Below are 21,876 nucleotides of genomic sequence, written 5' to 3'. Positions count from 1 at the left end.
CTCTTCACCCCCTACAGTCCTGGCTTCTGTTTATGAAAGTCTGTTGCCTGCTCAAAGGCATGTGCTACACGATAAACCGTTGCTTCATCAAAGTGTTTACCAATGATTTGTAAACCAAGTGGCAGACCACCATCAAAGCCGCACGGTACAGAAATACCAGGTACTCCTGCCAAGTTCACAGGAATTGTTAAAATATCATTTACATACATCGTTAACGGATCATCGATTTTTTCTCCAATTTTAAAAGCTGGAGTTGGTGTTGTTGGACCGACAATCACATCATATTTTTCAAAAACATCCTCAAAATCTTTCTTAATCAATGTACGAGCCTGCTGTGCTTTTTTATAATAAGCATCATAATAACCTGAGCTTAAAGCAAAGGTACCGAGCATAATCCGGCGTTTTACTTCATCACCAAAGCCTTCTGCTCTTGTCTTTTTATATAAATCGATTAAATTTTCAGCGTCCGGTGTACGGTATCCATAACGAACCCCATCAAAGCGGGCCAGGTTAGCAGATGCTTCTGAAGAAGAAAGTAGATAATAGGTTGCAAGCGCATATTTGGAATGCGGCAGAGAAACCTCTTCCCAAACGGCCCCTAATCCTTCAAGAACCTTTAAGGCATCTAAAACAGATTGACGAACCGTTTCATTGACACCTTCCCCAAGGTATTCCTTTGGAACAGCAATCCGTAAGCCTTTAATATCACCTGTTAAAGCTTGAGTGAAATTAGGAACATCCACATTGGCAGAAGTAGAGTCCATTGGATCTAGACCAGAAATCGCCTGCAACAGATAGGCATTGTCTTCAACCGTTCTAGTAATCGGACCAATTTGATCAAGTGATGATGCGAATGCCACTAAACCAAAGCGTGATACCCGGCCATATGTAGGCTTCAAACCAACAACACCGCAAAATGATGCCGGTTGACGAATGGATCCGCCGGTGTCAGAGCCAAGTGAAAACAAAACTTCCCCTGCAGCAACAGAAGCAGCAGACCCGCCGGATGAACCGCCTGGAACAGTTTCCAAGTTCCACGGATTGCGTGTTTTTTGGTATGCAGAGTTTTCATTTGAAGACCCCATGGCAAACTCGTCCATATTTAATTTACCGATTGTCACAGTTTCAGCCTTTTGCAGCTTTTGTACAACGGTTGCATCGTAAATAGGATCAAAGTTTTCGAGAATTTTACTTGCACAAGTCGTCCTTAATCCCTTTGTGACAATATTGTCCTTAACACCTATAGGCATTCCAAATAGCAGACCCTCTGCAGAATCTGCGTTAAACTTTTCATCTAGCTCCTTCGCTGTTTGACGGGCACGCTCTTCGTTTAATGTTAAGAAGGCTTGTACTTTGTCCTCTACCTCGCTGATACGTTTATACGATTCATCTACCAGGTCAGAGACTTTCAGTTCTTTTTTATGTAAAAGCTCATGAAGATCTGAAACTTTATAATCAAATAAACCCACTATTCTTGCACTCCTTACTCTCCCAAAATTGACGGTACTTTAATTTGGCCATTCTTATGCTCCGGCGCATTTTTGAGTACCTCTTCACGCGGCAGCCCTTTTTGTGGGATATCTTCGCGCAGCACATTTTTCATATCCAAAACATGATAAGTTGGTTTTACATTTTCGGTGTCCAGCTCATTTAACTGTTCAGCAAAGCTAATAATTGCGTCAAGCTGTTTTGTAAACTTTTCTGCTTCTTCTTCCGTGATGGCAAGCCGTGCAAGATTCGCAACATACTTTACCTGTTCACTTGAAATTCGTGACATATACTTTGGACCTCCTGCTAAAGTTAACAATGTTATTTTAATATTGATGATACCAAACTTTTCTGCGTTACCGCAATGATTCCTCATCAGTATTGGCAAGAGTTTTTACTTTTAATTTAATATTTTTTGAAAAATAAAATTATTTTACCTTATAATGGTAATCTTGGGAATTAGGAGATTTTTTAAGGAGTTTACATTTTGTTCGTGTGGCTGGGTGTCGGAGGTGACCTCAGTTGATTATAGTAACCGGATTATTAAAAAGAATATGTTTGGGAACTAACCGAATGGCATAATTCCCATGTCGTTGAAATTAACACGAGGCGGGCACTATCAGGGCTCCGTTGTTCCTGTGATTCCGATATTTTCACAGGTTCGGGCACTATCCTTGGTCCCCATTACTCTCATTTCTATTTGTCATAAAATTTCATATGCTGTTTCTCCTGCTTATAATAATCCAATCTGTCCTGTAATGTCCCTGTATGAAATTCAAACTTATGACCATCCGGATCGGTGAAGTAGATAGATTTTTTATCCTTTTCATCCCTTGACCGGCCTGAAAGAATCGTAACCTGCAAATCTTCGAGTTTATTATATATTTTAATATAATCTTCCTCATCGATTGAAAAAGCAAGATGAGTATAGGACTCGCTTATTTCATTACGAGGGATATTCTCCTCAACATTTAATGCCAGCCATATACCATTTAAATCAAAATAAGCCGTACTTCTCCCTTTCACTAATAGCTTGGCACCAAATACATTTTGGTAAAATTCTATTGATTTCTCCAAATTGGAAACTGAAAAAAGTAAATGATTTAATCCTTTAATCCCCATACCACAACACCTGCTTAATGAGTTATTGAAACCGGCTCCCATTATTATATCCCCGATGCTCAACTGAACTTTCAACGGCCCATTTTAATAGACTTGTTCGTTCGAAGTATTGTTTTCCGTTCACAACGATATAAGGAAGCATTGTGCCACTAAATTCACCGGATTCAGTCAAGCTTTGGCTTTCAGCTGAAATAATCATTTTTAACTCATCTGTTTTTAATCCTAGTAATTTGGAAGCTTCGTTGATATTCATCATTACGGCTACTTGATCCGCATTTGTTGCAACTTTTGAAACAGATTGTTCCTGAAAAGGCTTGAAAGTAACAATTGAGCATCCAAGGACAATTCCCAAGGACAAAATGATGGAAGCTGCTAAAAAAGATTTATTCTTAGAGTCACATCCTAATCCGACAATTTTTTTGCTTGGTTTGATGTAAATAACCATTTAAATAGGCAACAGTGGGATTTTTAAATAAACGTTTGTTTAAAGAAGAAATCCGTCATACCAAGTCGAAAAAAGTCTATTAGCTGTTTTAACTTCAATCCTTATACTATATTCTCGATAATTCCAATAAATCCCTCTATTTATGCAACCCCTCATATTTCCTTACTATTTAAGATTACGTTATAATAATCAGGTAGAATTAGAAATTGGAGAGGTAAGTGAATGAAACGAAGACGGAAAAAGAAATCCCGTTTGATTACGCTCCTGTTTATGCTTTGTTTTGCCTTTATTCTCATCAGCAAATTGCTTGAAGGCAATCCTCCTGATATTTTCAACAAGTCCTTCGTAAATGTTAAAAAATATGAACCTTTAATTCACAATGAATTGAAACAATACAATATGGAAAAATACACTCCGGTCCTCGTTGCTTTAATGCAGCAGGAAAGCCACGGCAAGGGCGGGGATCCGATGCAAGCCTCTGAATCGGCCGGACTCGCACGAAATACGATTCAAGACCCGAAGGAAAGCATCCGTCTCGGGGTAAAACATTTTCGACGGGCAGTCATTTATGGAAAACAAAGAAAGGTAGATTTTCCAACCATCATCCAAGCATATAACATGGGGACAGGGTATATCGATTATATCGCCGAGCACGGCGGTAAGCATAGTGAGGAATTAGCGAAAAAATTCTCCTTACAACAAGTTAAAAGAAATCCAACCATTTATAATTGCGGCGGAAACAAGTTTAATTTCCGTTATCCTTATTGTTATGGTGATTATACGTATAGTACGAAGGTAGCCAAAAACATTCAATCATTAGCAGAAAACGTTCCGGCTTCCGGGATCGAAAAATCGTTCAACTTTTAAAATCTAGGAGGTTCAACATGGCTGAACATCGATTTCTTTTAAAAGCAAACTGGCCGGGATTACGAAATGATGTGGGGGAAATTGAGGCACGAAACTTAAAAACGAAAATCTCAATCCCACCTGAAATGGATGGCCCCGGGGTTGGCACCAATCCTGATGAAATGCTGCTTGGTGCAGCAGCAACCTGTTATATCATCACTCTCGCAGCGATGATGGAGCGAAGCCATTTGGATAAGGTGAGTTTGACCATGGATTCAGAAGCGATTGTCGATGTAACAAACGGGGTTTTTACGTATAAAAAAATCATCCATCGGCCGCATATTGTGTTGAGAGCCGCAGCCTCTGAAAAGGATTATTCTCTGGCCCAAAAGCTTGCTAAAAAGGCTGAGACCTCTTGCATGATCAGCCGGGCTATTCAGGGAAATGTTGAGTTGGAATTGCAGGCTTTGGTAGAACGAGTATCTGGTGAATTATAGTTACTACCATTCGTCATTTTTTTCATACAATTGCATGGAAAAATCCTTTACTAATAACCTTTTTAACCATTTTAATCAAACGTTTGGTTAAACAGGGAATTTGTTGAAGGTACCCGAGAATTGTTGTAAATAGTAAATAGCGCTTGGTTCCATCCAAGCGCTATTTCCGATTAAAGAGTTTTGCAAAAAGGCTCTTTTTCTTTTTCGTGTCAAATTGAATCGGTGCCTTTTTAGTAATAAAGATTTCTTCTTTGTCTATCGCATGGTCTAACGCTAAGACAAGCCCAATCTCTGTATCGTGGTCCTTATTGGTCACAATCGTATGCTCCATTTTATATTTGGCCGCCAGTTTTACATACTTCGATAATTGTCCGTAGTTCATTGTTCCGTTTAAAAACAAATGAGCTTTCGGGTTCTTCTTTATCTCCTGCTCCACTTGAGGATAGATCTCAGCTTCGCCAACCTGACCTTTTTTAAGAGCAATGATAATCCGCTCACGTAATGTCCCTAAAAATTTCCGCCTTTCCTCCGGCTTAGTTTCTAGGGGGCCGTAGATTCCCTGCTGTAACACCTCATCAACAGATGGCTTTCTCAAAAAATCAACTCCATTATAAAGGCTACTTATTTTTATGATAGGACAAGGAAAAAGGTTCCCTACTAAACATTCATCCACTAATCCCTTCTATCAGTTTATTATATGTTTACTTTCCAGTTGTTGCACTTTACCTTCCACTTTTGCTCATTTACTTTCCACTATGACCAAAATACATTCCACTACCATTTAATCATGATAATAATTCTAGTAGAGACAAAAAAATCCCTCCCCCACACATAAGGAGAAGGATTCGCTCTTTATTTTTTCGAAGAACTAAATTGCTCTTCTTCAGTTGATCCTTTTAACGCTGTGGTTGAAGAGGTGCCTCCTGTAATGACCATGGATACTTGGTCAAAGTAGCCAGTACCAACCTCGCGTTGGTGGCGGGTAGCCGTGTAGCCGTATTGCTCACTGGAAAACTCAGCCTGCTGCAATTCGGAGTAAGCCGCCATACCGCGCTCTTTGTAGCCGCGGGCAAGCTCGAACATGCTGTGGTTCAAGGCATGGAACCCTGCAAGTGTAACGAATTGGAACTTATAGCCCATTTTTCCGAGCTCTTGTTGGAATTTCGCAATTGTTTCTGGGTCAAGTTTCTTTTTCCAGTTGAAGGAAGGTGAACAGTTATAGGCCAGTAGTTTGCCAGGGAACTGTTCATGAATCGCTTCCGCAAACTTTCTTGCTTCCTCTACATTTGGTTCAGAAGTTTCACACCAAATTAGGTCAGCATATGGTGCATAGGCTAAGCCGCGGGCAATCGCTTGATCAATTCCGGCTTTTGTCCGGTAAAATCCTTCAGGAGTCCGTTCTCCGGTAATGAATGCCGCATCGTTCATATCGATATCACTGGTAATCAAATCGGCAGCATTAGCATCTGTACGGGCAACAAGCACAGTTGGAACACCCATTACATCAGCAGCCAAACGAGCTGCAATCAGGTTACGAACAGCAGTTTGAGTCGGCAGCAATACTTTTCCGCCCAAGTGACCGCATTTTTTCTCAGAAGAAAGCTGGTCTTCAAAGTGTACACCGGCTGCGCCTGCTTCAATCATGCCTTTCATCAATTCAAAGCAGTTTAGCTGCCCGCCAAAGCCTGCTTCCGCATCGGCTACAATTGGGGCAAACCAATCGATAGAGTCGTCACCTTCAGAATGGGTAATTTGATCAGCACGTTGAAGCGCTTGGTTAATTCGCTTTACCACGCTTGGTACACTGTTTGCAGGGTACAAGCTTTGGTCAGGGTACATATGTCCTGAAAGGTTGGCGTCAGCTGCTACCTGCCAGCCGCTTAAGTAGATCGCTTTCAGTCCGGCTTTTACCTGTTGAACCGCTTGATTTCCTGTCAGCGCACCAAGCGCATTGATGTACTCTTCTTCATTTAATAGCTTCCAAAGCTTTTCTGCACCTTTTTTCGCTAAAGTATGTTCGATATCAATCGAACCGCGAAGCTTAATAACGTCTTCTCCCGTATACGGTCTTGTAATTCCATTCCAACGGCTATCCATTTCCCAGCTTTCTTGTAATCTTGCAGCTCTTTCATTTGTCATCTTAAATTCCTCCCTATTAATTTAGTAAACTATTATTTATCAAACTTTCTATAAAAGCTCGTAACCCGGTAAGGTTAGAAACTCAGCAAACTCATCATTTTGAATCATTTGGTCAAATAGTTCTGAAGCTTCAGCAAACCGCCCATTCTTATAAGCTTCAGCACCTATTTCCTGTTTGATTTTTTCTAGTTCTTCCACCTTGAAGGCCTGATACAGTTCTGCTGTTACCTTTCGGCCGTCCGTTAACACACCTTTGGGATGGCGGATCCACTGCCAAAGCTGTGCTCTTGAAATTTCAGCCGTTGCCGCATCTTCCATAAGGTTGTGAATTGGCGCTGCACCTTTTCCATCTAACCAAGAAGCAACATATTGAATTCCAACATTAATGTTGACGCGAACTCCTTCTTCGGTAATCGTTCCATTCGGCACCTCAAGTAAATCTTGAGCCGTAACCGTGATGTGCTGCTGTTTTTGTGTATTAATTTGGTTAGATGCAGGCATTTCGCGGTTAAACACCTCTAATGCAACCGGGACAAGTCCAGGGTGGGCAACCCATGTCCCATCATGACCATCGCGAGCCTCTCGTTCCTTATCGGCACGAACCTTCGCAAAGGCTCCTTCATTCGCCTGCGGGTTATTGCGAATCGGAATTTGTGCTGCCATCCCTCCCATTGCCGGTGCCTTTCGTCGATGACAGGTTTGGATGGTCAATAACGAGTATGACCTCATAAAGGGAACCGTCATGTTAACCTGCGAGCGATCCGGAAGAATTACATCCTTCTGGTTACGGAGCTTTTTCAAGTAACTGAAAATATAATCCCATCTGCCACAGTTTAAGCCGGCAGAGTGTTCCTTTAATTCATATAAAATTTCGTTCATTTCAAATGCTGCCAAAATGGTTTCGATTAATACAGTTGCTTTAATCGTTCCTTGCGGGACACCGAGTTTATCTTGTGCGAAGACGAAGACATCATTCCAAAGGCGGGCTTCTATATGACTCTCAAGCTTTGGAAGGTAAAAATATGGACCCGTCCCTCTTGCGAGCAAATTATTTACGTTATGGAAAAAGTACAATCCGAAATCGAAAAGGCTTCCGGAAATCGGCTTTCCGTCTAGTAGTACATTTTTTTCTTCTAAATGTAATCCTCGTGGTCGAACGAGCAGTACTGCTGTTTTTTCATTCAGGGTGTATTTTTTACCATTTTGATTTTCAAAAGAAATCGTCCGATTTACTGCATCCCTCAAGTTGATTTGTCCTTCGACGATGTTCTTCCATGTCGGTGAAGTGGCGTCTTCAAAGTCGGCCATAAAGATTTTCGCATCAGAATTCAGAGCATTAATGACCATTTTCCGGTCAGTCGGACCGGTAATTTCAACCCGGCGGTCCTGAAGATCCTGTGGCAGGGGAGCAATTGTCCAATCTCCATTACGAATATGTTTCGTTTCAGGAAGGAAATCCGGAAGCTTTCCGTTGTGAATTTCCTCCTGTCGTTTCATTCTGTACTGTAACAGTTCAACTCTTCTTTCCCCAAAGTTTCGCTCTAGTTCTTCAATAAAATTTAAAGCATCGGATGTCAAAACCTCATCATACTGGGCGTTTATGGCACCCACCACTTCAATACCAGTCGTTTGCGTCGACATGAACTTAATCACCTCTTTGTTATAATACAGCATCTATCCTCGTTTTGTATTATATAACACTAAAAATAAAAAGGGAACTACTTTTCAGAAAATTTTTTAAAAATAGTCAAAATAATCCTAAAGTAGTATTTTTCAGCGACAGAGATAATAAAAAGGCCGTTGGATCAATCCCAACGGCCTGAAATTTTTACATAATCCGTTCATATTTCTCTTTCGCTAATATATACAGGGCGCTTCCCCACCCCAATGGCGTGTTGGAATTATAGTCCGAAGATTGGGCAAAATAAAGTTCCGGAAGACTGCCATCACTGAGCATGACTTTTTCTGTCTGCTGAATATAAGCATGGGCTTTTTCCATATTTCCTAATTCTAAATGACAAAGGGCAAGCCACGGAAGCCCAAAGGTCCATTCTGCTTCCGAACCAAAATAAAAAGATAACTCATGATGCCGTCCTTCATGCTCCAAAAGTGAATAATAGGAGTCACCCTGATAGCGAATCACGCCCCGGTCCCTTAGTAGATTTATTTCAACCTGCTTGAGGATTAATTTTGCATCTTCCCCATCTACAACACCGTAAGGATAGATTAAGCTCATCTGCGCTAAGTCACAGGGACGGTCGATACTTTCACGTGGAAATAAGGCAGATAAAGTCCATTTCCCTTTTTCAATCCATTCTCCCGGAACAAAGACCAAATCTTGAACAGCCTTAAGTCCAGCCACACAGGCACCAACAGAACTGGTATGCACTTCGCGCCATTCTTCCCACATCCCATTATCCGCATCCTCCCAATAGTGAACGCAGCCTAAATACCCGACAAGCTTTTGAACGATTTCATGATCTTTTCCATCTCGAATAATCTGCTTCCCTCGTTTTTGCCCCATTCCGATTCCCCAAAGAATTGCCCCAATCGCATCATGCTGGGCATGTCCCCATGGTGTATCGATTTCTCTTACATCATGGGCTGAATAGCGGGAATGTATATATTCCCATTGCTCAATTGGCCTTTGGAGATTATGGATATCCAGTTTCCATTCATATTCTCGGAATAAATCTAAAATCCGGTGATAGGTCATTTCATAAATCCCATTGTCCTGTTCTAAATAAGGTAAGGACATGTAAAAAGAATCTCGAAGCCAAACGTAGTGATAATCATTTGATGAAGAGGCCAAGTATAATCCATGCGGCAATCGTAACTGATCCAAAATTTGATAGCTGTTGCTTATTTTTTTGTTATACATCCTACACCCTCTGTTCTGTGTTTTACCTCCTTTTTTTCCAAATTCTTATGTATTTATACGAAAAAAGCAGGCACCTGTAACGGTACCCGCTTAAACCAACTCGTTATATAATTTTTGAAAGTCTTCTTCTCGATTGTTGCTTTTTAAAAATTCCTGGCTGACAATAGCCGTTAATAGCTTTCTTTTTACAGAAGGGTCTTTCACTTCTTCCAAAATCCGCTGCCGTACCGTAAAAAGAAACTCAAGATAGCTCTCATAGGATTCATCAAACTGCTGTTCCAGCCCTGAACGGATTCGACTTGCCAAAATCGGGCTTGCCCCGCCCGACGAAACCGCAATATTTAAACGCCCCCGTCGAACCACTGCCGGAACATGAAAATCTGAGCCATCAGGATCATCCGCGATAGTAATAAGTTGATGGGGACCTGCTGCAGCTTTGACCAACTGATTGATTTCCCTATCATTCGTCGCGGCGAACACTAAAGGGGTTTCGGCTAGGTCCTCTTCAGAAAATGCCCGGCAATACCATGAAACCTTACCCTCAGTAACCAGTATTTGAATTTCTTCGGTTACTTCCGGGCTAATCACAGAAATCTCCGCGCCAGTATTAAGCAGACCAAATATCTTGCGCTCCGCAACCTTTCCGCCGCCAACAATCACTGCCTTCTTTCCTTCCAAATTCATCATAATTGGATAACTTACCTTCATGTTCTCGCCTCGTTATGCCCGCTTATAAATGAGCAGAAACATTTTTTATTGTAACTCTACACCATTTTGCTCCGCTAAATACTCTATCAAAGCGGCTTTTGTTGCCTTTGCCGGCATATTGGGATTCATCAACCCCGCTCCCCTAACAGCAGCCATCGTTTGTTTTCCCATACAAACCACATGTGAATCTCTTACATCCTCCTCTATAGCAATGCCGCATTCCCTTAATGCTTCAAGAACGGGTTCCACGGATGCACTGCATGGAAAAATGATTGTATCGACCTGAGCTTCCCCGAACATTCGCTTAAAAATCGGCATGAATTGCCTATCAATTTCTTTTATACTCGTCACGATTACATCAAATACTCCATAATTCTCTGTATTTTTCAAAACACTGTTGTCACCGACAATGAGCAAACTCCCTGAACCATACATTTCTTCCGCCAACGTGGCGGTAAATCCCCGGTCATTTAAGGCTTTTATCGTCTTAAATGAAGGACCGTAAAAATTAGCCCTGATATTTCGAATATCGATTTGATTGTCAATTAACGCTTCGAAAAATTCAGCAACGCTTTCGGGCTGGGCAAACAGGATCTTATCATAGGCTGTCACTTTTTCTAAGTCAATATGAACCGATGTCTTTTTCCATTTTGGAAATTCTATTACATCCGCTCCATAATCCATTAATTCCTTTGCCAATTCGCTCAGACCATTGCTTGTCCGGGCTAATAATATTTGCCGGCCATACAACGGCTTTTTTTCAAACCAGTTGATTTTTTCCCGAAGTGAAATTACATCGCCCACCAGGATAATGGAAGGATTCTTAAACTTGGCAGCTAATGCCTTCTCTGAGATATCTGCTAATGTCCCCTGCAATGTCTTCTGACGGCCAAACGTGCCCCATTGAATTAATATCGCAGGAGTCGAAGAAGATTTGCCGTGTGCGATAAGGTTTTCACAAATGAGCGGTAAATTTCCAACTCCCATGTAAAAAGCAATCGTATCCACTCCGCGTGCAAGGCTTTCCCACTCAAGCAACGGCTCTCCATCTTTAGACTTTGCATGAGCGGTTACGATTGCAAACGATTCTCCATATTCCCGGTGAGTGACAGGAATTCCTGCATAAAGGGGGGCCGCAATTCCCGATGTGATTCCTGGAACGATTTCAAAAGGTATCTGAAACTGTGCTAGGGATTCCGCCTCTTCCCCAACGCGGCCAAATACACCCGGGTCTCCGCCTTTTAAACGAACAACCTTCTTGCCTTCTAATGCTTTAGCGACTAAAAGTTCATTGATATTCTCTTGCCGCAAAATATGACGGTCAGGTAATTTTCCACAATATATAAACTCACACTCTGAGGGTGCATATTCTAGCAGCTTTGGATTGGCAAGCCGGTCATAAAGTAAAACTTCAGCCTGCTTAATGGCCTCCAAGCCTTTTACCGTAATTAACCCGATATCCCCTGGGCCTGCACCAACTAAAAATACTTTGCCTTTTCTCATCATGCTGCCTCCTTCCCATCTTTGGTGTCCTATAAAACAATAAATACAATGTTCTCTTTTATTTCTACCTTAAATGTACGTACCTTACCACTTTCCGGCTCCTGAACTTTACCATCCGCTAAGGAAATCTTCAAATCATAGACAGGACAATATAAGTATTCGCCGTTGATAATTCCTTTAGAAAGTACTCCACCTTTTGGAATCGGACTGCGATTTTCAATTGCAAAAATCTTTCCGTTTGACAATTTAAAAAGTGCTATTTCAATTTGATCAATTTTGATAGAAAATCCTTTTCTTTCTTTAAGATTCGAATAATGCGCTACAGGAATTCGTGTGATTGTTTTAAACATTTTACTCCACTCCCTGCCTTGATTGAAAGCCTTAATATATTATATATTCCCGAATTTTTTTAATCTTTCTTATATTTTAACACGGATTTCAACTCTCATTTTTGCTTTTTCTATAACTAAATTGTAATCATTGTTCTCATAATAAATTGTGGGATTTGTCACTTTTAACCCCTATAAGCGAATTGTTTCACAATATTGTCATATAAAAAAGGTGTCCCTTTGAGGAACACCTTTCATCTTTTATGCAGGTTGCTTTCTTTTGGGCCGAATTGGCAGTTTTACTACTTCGGAAGCAATCACCGGAACAAACAAGCCGATTATCGCAACCGGTATAGCCTCCCACCATACTAATGGCGGTGTGATTAGTAAGCCAAGGCGATTAATGGCAAACAAAGTTAGAAAATAGAACAAACTACCGGCAAGTCCGGCGAGCCAACTATCCCTTCTGAAAACTAAATAAAAAATCGGGATAAATAAAAGTGTCACCGGGACATAGGATGTTGGATAATGAACAAGATAAAAGGCCGATTTAAAGATAAAACGTAATAGGATATAAAGTGCCGCTGCCATAACTGGAATAGTATATTCCCGGCAAAGTTTATTAACAATGACTGTAAACAGGGCTACAAATAATACCGAATAAAGCGGATACACCCATTGGGGGATCCCCCCAAAGATTTGCGACGCAGGGTCTGAGATCAACTGTAGAATTTCTTTTGAGGCAATGGAACGTCCATGAATATATTGATCATAGGATATTGCTCCGTTTTCCTGCTGCATATTTGGAAACATTAAGCATTCCAGCAAAAACATCGCAAACCAAGTATGCAGTGATTTCCATGATGGTATTTGATCCTGAGAAAACTTAAAATAGGCCCGCCATACACCGATAATCATAATATCTGTCGCAATATAATAAATAAAGTGGGTTGGACTCCAGGTGGTTAAATCAATGCCGTAAGCGATATGATAGCTAAAGTCTAAGGGGATACCAATTAAAAATAAAACATATCCAATCGTTACAAGATTTCGCGAAAACCGATCCATGTAATGCAGCTTCCGCCACTCTTTAAATAATAAAAATGCCCCAATCGCAAAGCCAGTAAAATTAACAATATGCGGTATGGAATATTCCTCAAATAAATACTTAAAATGGTAAGAGGCATCCCAAGCAGATCCAATGAACTTTAATAAGAAGGCAATGACCCAAATTCGATAATATTTCAAAAATTTAAACCTCCTCTTTATCCCCTATCCAAGCAGGTCAAATATATCCCCGTACACTGCAATTAAAATATAATTAATCGCCAGTGCAATTCCGAAAGTAATTCCCGATTTAAGGACATTTTTTTGTCTAAATAATTTAACAATAAAGAAGACCCCCGCAATGACCAAGAAAATGTTACAGGCTAATAGGGACCAAATCAAGCTGGGGCTCTCACTGTGGGGCACAGCGGTAACATGTAATAAATATTGTGGCAACAATGAAAAAATCTCCATCTTTTTCAATCCACTCACCTTTGGTAAAAGTAAAAAACTAGATCATTTATTCCTTAATCATAGCATTCTCCGCTTGTTATTTGGATATTTATTTACATTATTACCTCATATTGGATTGATAGGTAATCTCCGTAATTTTTATTATAATCAATAATGCATATAAAGTTATTAAGGAATAATTAAATTTGTCGTAATTCTTTTGACTTCGATGTATGATCCATTTTTATCAATCATTTGTATTCCTTTACTTCTTTTGAATGCTTGCTTAGTATTAATTAGTATATGCAATCGATTAGCAAACTAAAATAACTTCTTGTAAAAATTGATTAAGTTGGAAAGGAGCCTGTCCGTTTTGAAAAGCGTTAAATTGATTTCAATCCTTTTAGCTATCACCCTACTAACCTCCTGTAATCCCATTAGGGTTCCGAAATCGACAATGGACCATCAAATGAGCTCAATGCCTCAGAATGTAATCCCGACAAAATCTGAATGGAAAACACCTGAGACACTAAAGCCGAATAAGAGAATTCCCATTTCAATTCTGATAAGAGATAAATCCAATAAACCAATCCAAGCGTTTGAAACGGTCCATACCAAAAAAATGCATTTAATTATTGTTAGTAAAGATTTATCTTATTTTTCTCATCTCCATCCGATTTATAAAGGAAATGGGGAATTTGATATTTCGACGGCCTTTCCAGCAGGCGGGGATTACCAACTAATTGCAGAAGTTACACCAAAAGGCGGCGGGGATAATAGTGTGGAAAAGCATTGGCTTCATATCGACGGGCCTATCCCTAAATCTAAACCACTCATTCCAGATCAAAAGTTAACGACAATGGTCGATGGCTTAAAAATAACTTTATCCTTCGACCATTTAATGGCAGAAATGAACTCAAACATGACCTTTATGATTCGGGATGCGAAGACGAATAAACCAATCAAAAACCTCCAGCCCTATTTAGGTGCACTGGGCCATGCCGTTGCCATAAAAGATGACCTGCACGAATATCTTCACATTCACCCAATGACAACCAAAGGAAACGGACCAAAAGTAACATTCATGACCTACTTCCCCCAAAAAGGTATCTATAAAATTTGGGGACAATTTCAATACCAAGGACGCATCATCGTTGCTCCCTTTATCGTGGACGTACCTAAAATGAATATGTAATTCGACAAAATTCGGGTGGTGACAGGCACCACCCGAATTTTGTCGATTCTATTAGTATAATTCAGAGGTTGTTTTTGCTTGCATGTGTAGCAATAGATAATCTGGGCCGCCTGCTTTGGAGTCAGTTCCGGACATGTTGAAGCCGCCGAATGGCTGGTAGCCAACGATGGCACCTGTACAGCCGCGGTTGAAGTAAAGATTACCAACATGGAAATCCTCTCGGGCTTGTTCCATATGCGCACGGTTTGAAGTGATGACCGCACCTGTTAAGCCGTATTCAGTGTTGTTGGCAATTTCAATTGCTTCATCAAAGTTTTTCGCCTTTGTGATGCCGACAACTGGTCCAAAGATTTCTTCCTTCATAATGCGGGCGTTTGGAGCAAGGTCAGCAAAAACAGTTGGTTGAATGAAGTAGCCCTTTGAATTGTCCCCTTCACCTCCGGCCATTAATTTACCTTCTTGTTTTCCAATTTCGATGTATTCCATGATCTTTTTGAACGCGTTGTTATCAATTACTGGACCAGTGAAAGTGCCCTGTTCAGTAGGTTCCCCCACTGTTAATGGTTTTGTTAACTCAATAACACGGTTTAGGACTGTATCATATACATCTTCAACGATTACTGCACGAGAACATGCAGAACATTTTTGACCGGAGAAACCGAAGGCAGAAGCAACAATGGATTGTGCAGCAAGCTCAAGATCTGCTTCACTGTCAACAACAATGGTATCTTTACCTCCCATTTCTGCAATCAAGCGCTTCATCCAGATTTGACCTTCATTTATTTTTGAAGAACGTTCAAAAATACGGAGACCAACATCACGGGAACCTGTGAAGCTGATGAAACGAGTATCTTTATGATCAACTAAATAGTCACCCACTTCTGCACCGCTTCCTGGCACAAAGTTTAAGACACCCTTGGGAAGACCTGCTTCTTCCATTACTTCAACAAATTTAGCAGCAATAATTGGCGTAGTAGACGCTGGTTTTAATAGGACCGTATTACCAGATACAATTGCAGCAACCGTTGTACCTGCCATGATTGCAAATGGGAAGTTCCAAGGTGAAATAATGATTCCTACACCAAGAGGTATATAGTCATAACGGTTGAATTCATTTGGACGGCTTTGAACGGGTACACCATTTTTAATTGCCAGCATTTGACGGCCATAGTATTCCAGAAAGTCAATACCTTCTGCTGTATCAGCATCTGCTTCTCTCCATGGCTTACCTGCTTCTTTTGTCATCAAAGCTGAAAACTCATGCTTGCGTCGGCGAATAATCGCAGCCGCTTTAAAAAGCACATCAGCACGAACTTCAGCTTTCGTTTTTTTCCACGTTTTGAATGCTTCTACTGCTGCCTGCATCGCTTTTTCAGCAAGATCTTTGTTTGCTTTCGAAACGCGGCCAATTACCTCTTCTTTATTCGCTGGGTTATAGGAAACAATTTTATCTTCAGTCGCAATTTTTTCACCGCCAATCACAAGGTCATAATCCTTGCCTAAATAACCTTTAACGGTTTGTAATGCCTGAAGATAAGCTTGGCGGTTTTCATCAACCGTAAAATCTGTGAGTGGCTCATGTTTGTAAGGTTGTACCATGTTTGAAACCCTCCTATGTATTAAAAACGTTTACATCCAATTCACTTTATAGTATCAATCATTTGAACTATAGTTATAACCTGAAAAAAAGATCCGGGGCCGGCCCCGGATCTGGTTTTAAAAAAGTATAATATTTAGTAAATATGAACAAACGGTTCTGTTTCGTTTGCCTTTTTGACTATAAGTGCCTCAGGACCATCAACGGATGTTACACTGACGGAAACCGAAATATATTTCGGAAAACGATCCATGACCAGACCTGTTACATATTGGGTAAAGCCGACAGCTTCCATTTTTCCATAGAATTGAATCGGAATTGAGATTTTAAGATCTTGGAGTTGATCGCCAACATAAAAGGCTCTGCCAATTACGCCGTTATAATTTGGAAAATACTCTTCAACATCCTGCTTAAAGTTTAAAAATGCAGTAAGGTCATCCCTATGCTTATCTTGTGCGTCGGTTGACGGGAATAAGAAGTATTTTTCGTTTACTTTTTCCCAGCCATCTATACTTGAACTGCCGGCATCTACATTCGTGTACGCAAAGAAATTACCTGGAACAACCGATGATTTGCTCTGTGTTTCAAATAAGGCAATTGTCACTGGTATATTCCCCAATTTTTTCATACTGCGAATACGTTTTAATACTTCCGCGGCAATTTGTTCTCCTTCGCTTTTCATTTTAGAATAGTCTATTTTCTTCTCATAGGTCGGCCCGTATTGAACCGTTTGATAATAATAAATCGAATTTAATGCAAGTCCAATTGTGATTCCGCCCAATTTAACTGTACCTTTATCCGTTTTTGTCAAATAATCATGCTCCAAAATATGAGCAAGGTAAATCGGCGTTTCCCCTTTTCCGGTATCGAGCGGATTTAAACCGATATTTTCAGATGATTTTAATCCTTGTTCCTTTAACTGAGCCTTTGTAAATTTTCGATTTAACCAAAGTTTAATCGTATCCCGTTTAATTTGCTGTCCCTCTTGAAAGTAATATTGATCTGTATCAAAGGTATTTTGGGCAATCCGCATTAAACCTGTTTCAAATTCATCAATATCGTATCTCGTGTTAAGATTGCCGACAATCATCCCGCGGGCTTCCCCAGGTTCAAATGGTAAAATCGTCCGATAATACTTGTCGGAAATATTATATTTAGGAATAATTGCTTTTCCTTTCGTTTTCTCTTTTGTTTGCACGACCTCATCCTGCTTTTGAAAGTTTAATGAACAGCCGCTGAGCAGAAGGACAAACGAAAAGACAAGCAGTATAAGCTTTTTCACGGTGGTAACACCTCTTATTTATTTAATTCAACTAATAGCTTCTCTTCGTCCCATACTTCAATTCCTAGTTCCTGCGCTTTGGAAAGCTTAGAACCGGCTTCTTCTCCGGCAATAACCAGATGCGTTTTTTTACTAACACTTCCAGCAACATTGCCGCCTAGTGCTTCAATTTTTTCCTTGGCTTCATTCCGCGATAGTTTCTCTAGTTTCCCTGTAAGGACAATTGTTTTTCCGGCAAAAATGGAATCAGACTCCGCTGCTAAAACTGGTTTGGCCCCTTTGTAGTCCATATTGACTCCATAAGAGGATAGTTCCTTAATCAACGAGGACACTTCTTCTTGTTCAAAAAAAGTAACAATAGAATCGGCCATTTTCTCCCCAATTTCGTTAATAGAAATCAATTGTTCCTTTGTCGCGGCGGCAAGATGATCCATTGAACCAAATTCCTGCGCTAATGTTTTTGCCGCTTTTGCGCCTACATGACGAATTCCAAGACCGAAAAGCAGTTTCTCAAGTGAATTGCTTTTTGAAGCCTCAATTGCCTTTAACAGATTGGAAACTGATTTTTCCCCCATTCGTTCAAGGGCTAAAAGCTGCTCTCTTGTAAGCTTATAAAGATCAGCGACATCGGCAATTAATTTTTCAGTAAAAAGCTGGCTGATGACTCTTTCCCCTAGACCCTCGATATTCATGGCATCTCGCGAGACAAAGTGTATCAGACCTTCGCGGATTTGTGCCGGGCATTTTGGATTGATACACCGTAAAGCAACTTCCCCGTCAAGACGGACAAGCTCACTTTCACATTCAGGACAATGCGTTGGCATGTAAAAATCTCTTTCCGTGCCTGTCCGCTCTTCAGCAAGGACATTTACGACCTCCGGAATAATATCGCCAGCCTTTTTAATCACGACTTTATCGCCAATTTTTAAATCCTTTTCACGGATTAAATCTTCATTATGCAAAGAGGCACGCTGTACAGTTGTCCCAGCTACCTTAACCGGTACAAGAATCGCGGTTGGAGTTACCACCCCTGTACGGCCAACACTCAGTTCAATATCTAATAATGTTGTGACTACCTCTTCAGCTGGGAATTTATACGCAATCGCCCAACGTGGGCTTTTAGCTGTTGTCCCAAGCTGTTCCTGCTGCTCAAGTGAATCTACTTTAATAACAATCCCATCAATCTCATAAGGAAGATGCGGGCGCTTTTCAACCCAGCTGTTGACATACTCAATCACATCATCAATTCCTGAACATTTTCTTCGCTCTTTATTGGTTTTAAACCCGAGAGCATCCAAGTAATCAAGTCCTTCACCATGGGAGGTTACACCTAACCCTCCAATATCACCAATACCGTATAAAAAAACATCGAGATTTCGCGACGCTGCCATTTTCGGGTCAAGCTGTCTAAGGGAACCAGCAGCTGCATTTCTCGGGTTTGCGAAAGGTTCTTCACCATTCTCCTCTTTCACCCGGTTTAATGCTTCAAAGGAACGCTTCGGCATAAATGCCTCTCCACGAACCTCGATGGAAACATTCTCACGTAAACGTAATGGAATTGATTTAATCGTTTTTAAGTTGGCCGTAATATCTTCGCCAATCGTACCGTCCCCACGCGTAGCCCCTTGAAGGAACAATCCATTTTCATAGCGTAAGGAAACGGCCAGCCCATCAATTTTCAATTCGCAAACATAGGAAACGGTATCACCCACCGCTTGACGAACCCGGCGGTCAAAATCTCTTAAATCTCCGTCATTAAAAGCATTACCAAGGCTAAGCATCGGGGTACGGTGCTCAACCTTTTCAAAAAGATCTAATATAGGACCGCCAACACGTTCAGAAGGCGAATCAGATGTTTTCAATTCAGGATACTTTTCTTCTAGCTTTAACAGTTCCTGCATTAAACGGTCATACTCCAAATCCGGAACGGTTGGTTTGTCCAGCACATAATATTCATAGCCATATTGATTTAATAGGCTTTTTAGTTCATTGATTCTTTGTTCCGTTAGTTGAAGGTCCATAAATCCAGCCCTTTCTTCATTGATTCTTATGCCTTTTTAATCGGCGCAAATTTGGCAAGCAAACGTTTGATTCCTGTTGGACTAGGAAAAGCAATATCGAGTTCAGTTCCTTCTCCTTCGCCCTTCACGCTGACAACCGTTCCTATTCCCCACTTACCGTGTTCGGCTTTATCGCCAACTTTCCAGCCAACTTGATCTCCGCCGGTCGTGGCTGCAACTGGCCGCATCACCGGTTTTCTCGCAGCAGGGGCTCCAAATCCAGTACCGGAACCGGCAAACGAACCTCCTCTTGAACCAAATGTAGAACTCTTCCCAGCTTTTGGAACCGCATCTTCCAAAAGATCTTCAGGGATTTCCTTAATAAAACGGGAAGCCGGATTCATGTTTGTTCGGCCAAAAAGCGTCCGCATTTGAGCATTAGTCAGAAATAGGCTTTGTTCCGCCCTGGTAATTCCCACATAGGCCAAGCGGCGTTCCTCTTCCATTTCCGCTTCCTCCATAAGGGAACGGCTGTGTGGGAATACTCCCTCCTCCATGCCAATAAGGAAGACAACAGGAAATTCCAACCCCTTTGCTGAGTGCAAGGTCATCAGCACAATCGAATCCGCTTTTTCCACTTCTTCATCCATTGAATCAATATCCGCAACAAGGGCTAAATCCGTTAAAAAGGCAACAAGGCTTTTGTCCTCGCTTACGTCCTCAAAGTTTTTCGTAACAGATAATAATTCGTCCAAGTTTTCAAGACGGCTTTGTGCTTCAAGTGATTTTTCTGCCTTTAGCATCTCACGATAACCGGATTTCTCTAGGATTTCCTCGACCAATTCCGTTACGGATAGGAATTCCTGCATTTGTGTATAGTTTCGAATGAAGTCCCTGAAATCACGGGCTGCCTTCGTAATTTTAGGACTTAAACCAATTAATTCAATTGAATCTAAGGCTTGGTACAATGAAAGATCATGCATTGCTGCAAAGTCAGCAATTTTATCAACTGAGCTTGAGCCGATACCGCGTTTCGGAACATTTATGATTCTCCGCAGGCTGATATCATCGTCTGGATTTGAAATCAATCTTAAATAGGCTAACATGTCCTTGATTTCTTTTCTGTCATAGAACTTGGTACCGCCGACAATGCTGTACTCAATATTTGATTTCAGCAAAACTTCCTCCATTACACGGGACTGTGCGTTCGTCCGATAGAGGATAGCAATTTCCGAAAGCTTGTGCTTACCATCACGGGTCAATTCTTTAATTTTGCCAGCAACAAACTGTGCCTCACTCTGTTCGCTATCGGCACGGTAATACATAAGTTTATTTCCCTCTGGATTTTCTGTCCAAAGGTTTTTCGCTTTTCTATTCAAATTGTTTTCAATCACTTTGTTCGCCGCAAGAAGGATTCTTTTCGTCGAGCGATAGTTTTGTTCTAAAAGGATAACGGTGGCGTTTGGATAATCTTTTTCAAAAGATAATATATTCGCAATATCCGCACCACGCCATCTATAAATCGACTGATCAGAATCACCGACTACGCAAAGATTTTTAAATCGCATTGCCAGCAGCTTTACTAATAAATACTGGGCTTTATTCGTATCCTGATACTCGTCGACATGAATATATTGGAACTTCCGCTGATAATATTCTAAAACATCCGGAACACGACGGAACAATTGAATGGTCATCATGATTAAATCATCGAAATCAAGCGCCTGATTTTTTCGCAAACGTTTTTGATATTCTTCATACACATCACTAACGACCTGATCAAAGTAACCGCCTGCTGTTTTTGAATATTCCTCAGGGTCAATTAATTCGTTTTTGGCAGAACTGATTGCCCCGAGCATCGCCCTCGGGTCAAACTTTTTCGGGTCAATATTCTTATCTTTTAAAATTCCTTTAATAACCGATTGTTGATCCGTTGTGTCAAGAATCGTGAAATTTCGATTAAAGCCAATCCGGTCAATATCTCGGCGTAAAATTCTTACGCACATTGAGTGAAAGGTGGAAATCCAAATTTCTTCCGCAGCTCCGCCCATCACTTTTCCGATTCTTTCTTTCATCTCTCTTGCCGCTTTATTTGTAAAGGTGATCGCCAAAATATTATATGGATTCACCCTTTTTTCCACAATTAAATACGCAATCCGATGTGTTAACACTCTTGTTTTACCGCTCCCGGCACCGGCCATTAGTAATAAAGGTCCGTCCGTACACTTCACAGCGCTTTGCTGTTCCGGATTTAAGCCATTTAATAGCTTTTCGGATAAGTATTGCATTTTCATCACCGCCAAATCAAACATTTGTTCTTATTTTATCATTATCTTTACTCTTC

General features: G+C 40.8%; 20 protein-coding genes. 3 read left to right on the top strand and 17 right to left on the bottom strand.

Going from position 1 to position 21,876, the window contains the following annotated elements:
* Positions 1-11: 11 nt before the first annotated feature.
* From gatA to RCG21_RS04220, 4 genes are all read right to left on the bottom strand, one after another.
* Complete coding sequence (gene gatA / locus RCG21_RS04235) at positions 12-1,469, bottom strand: Asp-tRNA(Asn)/Glu-tRNA(Gln) amidotransferase subunit GatA (protein WP_133339829.1); 1,458 nt, start codon at positions 1,467-1,469, stop codon at positions 12-14.
* Between the two features lie 14 nt (positions 1,470-1,483).
* Complete coding sequence (gatC, locus tag RCG21_RS04230) at positions 1,484-1,777, bottom strand: Asp-tRNA(Asn)/Glu-tRNA(Gln) amidotransferase subunit GatC (RefSeq protein ID WP_133339831.1); 294 nt, start codon at positions 1,775-1,777, stop codon at positions 1,484-1,486.
* Positions 1,778-2,184: 407 nt separating this feature from the next.
* Complete coding sequence (fosM, locus tag RCG21_RS04225; RefSeq protein WP_133339901.1) at positions 2,185-2,610, bottom strand: FosM family fosfomycin resistance protein; 426 nt, start codon at positions 2,608-2,610, stop codon at positions 2,185-2,187.
* Between the two features lie 22 nt (positions 2,611-2,632).
* The gene (locus RCG21_RS04220; protein ID WP_133339833.1) at positions 2,633-3,055 is read right to left on the bottom strand and encodes a hypothetical protein; all 423 of its coding nucleotides are present in this window, start codon (positions 3,053-3,055) and stop codon (positions 2,633-2,635) included.
* A gap of 222 nt (positions 3,056-3,277) precedes the next feature.
* Between RCG21_RS04220 and RCG21_RS04215 the strand changes: the two genes are divergently transcribed.
* Together RCG21_RS04215 and RCG21_RS04210 are read left to right on the top strand one after the other, a co-directional pair.
* Positions 3,278-3,922, top strand: a complete 645-nt coding sequence (locus tag RCG21_RS04215) for a lysozyme family protein (RefSeq protein WP_133339835.1) — start codon at positions 3,278-3,280, stop codon at positions 3,920-3,922.
* Between the two features lie 17 nt (positions 3,923-3,939).
* Positions 3,940-4,398, top strand: a complete 459-nt coding sequence (locus RCG21_RS04210; protein ID WP_133339837.1) for an OsmC family protein — start codon at positions 3,940-3,942, stop codon at positions 4,396-4,398.
* A 160-nt stretch (positions 4,399-4,558) separates the two neighbouring features.
* Here RCG21_RS04210 and RCG21_RS04205 read toward each other — a convergent pair whose 3' ends face one another.
* The 9 genes from RCG21_RS04205 to RCG21_RS04165 all read right to left on the bottom strand — a co-directional run bounded on the left by RCG21_RS04205 (position 4,559) and on the right by RCG21_RS04165 (position 13,488).
* Positions 4,559-4,993: a YueI family protein gene (locus RCG21_RS04205; RefSeq protein WP_133339839.1), complete on the bottom strand. Its 435-nt coding sequence runs from the start codon at positions 4,991-4,993 to the stop codon at positions 4,559-4,561.
* Between the two features lie 257 nt (positions 4,994-5,250).
* Positions 5,251-6,537: an isocitrate lyase gene (gene aceA, locus RCG21_RS04200; RefSeq protein ID WP_133339841.1), complete on the bottom strand. Its 1,287-nt coding sequence runs from the start codon at positions 6,535-6,537 to the stop codon at positions 5,251-5,253.
* A gap of 48 nt (positions 6,538-6,585) precedes the next feature.
* Positions 6,586-8,178, bottom strand: coding sequence for a malate synthase A (gene aceB / locus RCG21_RS04195; RefSeq protein ID WP_133339843.1), 1,593 nt, complete (start codon positions 8,176-8,178; stop codon positions 6,586-6,588).
* A gap of 187 nt (positions 8,179-8,365) precedes the next feature.
* Positions 8,366-9,418, bottom strand: a complete 1,053-nt coding sequence (locus RCG21_RS04190; RefSeq protein ID WP_133339845.1) for a glycoside hydrolase family 15 protein — start codon at positions 9,416-9,418, stop codon at positions 8,366-8,368.
* A gap of 90 nt (positions 9,419-9,508) precedes the next feature.
* On the bottom strand, positions 9,509-10,126 hold the full coding sequence (locus RCG21_RS04185) for an NAD(P)-binding protein (protein WP_133339847.1): 618 nt from the start codon (positions 10,124-10,126) through the stop codon (positions 9,509-9,511).
* 45 nt (positions 10,127-10,171) lie between these two features.
* Positions 10,172-11,629 (bottom strand): uroporphyrinogen-III C-methyltransferase, encoded by a 1,458-nt coding sequence (cobA, locus tag RCG21_RS04180; protein ID WP_133339849.1) that lies wholly within the window; start codon positions 11,627-11,629, stop codon positions 10,172-10,174.
* A 29-nt stretch (positions 11,630-11,658) separates the two neighbouring features.
* Positions 11,659-11,979, bottom strand: a complete 321-nt coding sequence (nirD, locus tag RCG21_RS04175; RefSeq protein WP_133339851.1) for a nitrite reductase small subunit NirD — start codon at positions 11,977-11,979, stop codon at positions 11,659-11,661.
* A gap of 240 nt (positions 11,980-12,219) precedes the next feature.
* The gene (locus RCG21_RS04170; RefSeq protein ID WP_133339853.1) at positions 12,220-13,206 is read right to left on the bottom strand and encodes a hypothetical protein; all 987 of its coding nucleotides are present in this window, start codon (positions 13,204-13,206) and stop codon (positions 12,220-12,222) included.
* A gap of 24 nt (positions 13,207-13,230) precedes the next feature.
* A complete protein-coding gene (locus tag RCG21_RS04165) occupies positions 13,231-13,488 on the bottom strand; it encodes a hypothetical protein (RefSeq protein WP_165976407.1) in 258 nt (85 codons plus the stop codon).
* A 343-nt stretch (positions 13,489-13,831) separates the two neighbouring features.
* On the opposite strand from RCG21_RS04165, the gene RCG21_RS04160 reads away from it, so the two are divergent.
* Positions 13,832-14,653 (top strand): DUF8832 domain-containing protein, encoded by an 822-nt coding sequence (locus RCG21_RS04160; protein WP_133339857.1) that lies wholly within the window; start codon positions 13,832-13,834, stop codon positions 14,651-14,653.
* A 51-nt stretch (positions 14,654-14,704) separates the two neighbouring features.
* Here the strand turns inward: RCG21_RS04160 and pruA are convergent, their stop codons facing one another.
* The 4 genes from pruA to pcrA all read right to left on the bottom strand — a co-directional run bounded on the left by pruA (position 14,705) and on the right by pcrA (position 21,820).
* The gene (gene pruA / locus RCG21_RS04155; RefSeq protein ID WP_133339859.1) at positions 14,705-16,252 is read right to left on the bottom strand and encodes an L-glutamate gamma-semialdehyde dehydrogenase; all 1,548 of its coding nucleotides are present in this window, start codon (positions 16,250-16,252) and stop codon (positions 14,705-14,707) included.
* 134 nt (positions 16,253-16,386) lie between these two features.
* Positions 16,387-17,532, bottom strand: a complete 1,146-nt coding sequence (locus RCG21_RS04150; protein ID WP_133339861.1) for a CamS family sex pheromone protein — start codon at positions 17,530-17,532, stop codon at positions 16,387-16,389.
* Positions 17,533-17,546: 14 nt separating this feature from the next.
* Entirely contained in the window at positions 17,547-19,553 is a 2,007-nt protein-coding gene (gene ligA, locus RCG21_RS04145; protein ID WP_133339863.1) for an NAD-dependent DNA ligase LigA, read from the bottom strand.
* A gap of 26 nt (positions 19,554-19,579) precedes the next feature.
* Positions 19,580-21,820, bottom strand: a complete 2,241-nt coding sequence (pcrA, locus tag RCG21_RS04140; RefSeq protein WP_308912887.1) for a DNA helicase PcrA — start codon at positions 21,818-21,820, stop codon at positions 19,580-19,582.
* Positions 21,821-21,876 lie beyond the last annotated feature (56 nt).

The sequence above is a fragment of the Bacillus salipaludis genome, assembly GCF_030938565.1.
In the GTDB taxonomy this organism is placed as follows: domain Bacteria; phylum Bacillota; class Bacilli; order Bacillales; family Cytobacillaceae; genus Neobacillus; species Neobacillus salipaludis_A.
The sequence above is the reverse complement of the archived record's forward strand: the minus strand, read 5'-3'. Positions and strand labels throughout refer to the sequence as shown.

What these genes read in the sequence shown, in the direction of transcription:
- ligA (WP_133339863.1), bottom strand. Translation starts at nt 19,553, where the DNA reads ATGGACCTTCAACTAACGGAACAAAGAATCAATGAACTAAAAAGCCTA.
- gatC (WP_133339831.1), bottom strand. Translation starts at nt 1,777, where the DNA reads ATGTCACGAATTTCAAGTGAACAGGTAAAGTATGTTGCGAATCTTGCA.
- RCG21_RS04210 (WP_133339837.1), top strand. Translation starts at nt 3,940, where the DNA reads ATGGCTGAACATCGATTTCTTTTAAAAGCAAACTGGCCGGGATTACGA.
- RCG21_RS04190 (WP_133339845.1), bottom strand. Translation starts at nt 9,418, where the DNA reads ATGTATAACAAAAAAATAAGCAACAGCTATCAAATTTTGGATCAGTTA.
- nirD (WP_133339851.1), bottom strand. Translation starts at nt 11,979, where the DNA reads ATGTTTAAAACAATCACACGAATTCCTGTAGCGCATTATTCGAATCTT.
- RCG21_RS04215 (WP_133339835.1), top strand. Translation starts at nt 3,278, where the DNA reads ATGAAACGAAGACGGAAAAAGAAATCCCGTTTGATTACGCTCCTGTTT.
- fosM (WP_133339901.1), bottom strand. Translation starts at nt 2,610, where the DNA reads ATGGGGATTAAAGGATTAAATCATTTACTTTTTTCAGTTTCCAATTTG.
- RCG21_RS04220 (WP_133339833.1), bottom strand. Translation starts at nt 3,055, where the DNA reads ATGGTTATTTACATCAAACCAAGCAAAAAAATTGTCGGATTAGGATGT.
- pcrA (WP_308912887.1), bottom strand. Translation starts at nt 21,820, where the DNA reads ATGCAATACTTATCCGAAAAGCTATTAAATGGCTTAAATCCGGAACAG.
- pruA (WP_133339859.1), bottom strand. Translation starts at nt 16,252, where the DNA reads ATGGTACAACCTTACAAACATGAGCCACTCACAGATTTTACGGTTGAT.
- RCG21_RS04185 (WP_133339847.1), bottom strand. Translation starts at nt 10,126, where the DNA reads ATGAAGGTAAGTTATCCAATTATGATGAATTTGGAAGGAAAGAAGGCA.
- aceB (WP_133339843.1), bottom strand. Translation starts at nt 8,178, where the DNA reads ATGTCGACGCAAACGACTGGTATTGAAGTGGTGGGTGCCATAAACGCC.
- aceA (WP_133339841.1), bottom strand. Translation starts at nt 6,537, where the DNA reads ATGACAAATGAAAGAGCTGCAAGATTACAAGAAAGCTGGGAAATGGAT.
- cobA (WP_133339849.1), bottom strand. Translation starts at nt 11,629, where the DNA reads ATGAGAAAAGGCAAAGTATTTTTAGTTGGTGCAGGCCCAGGGGATATC.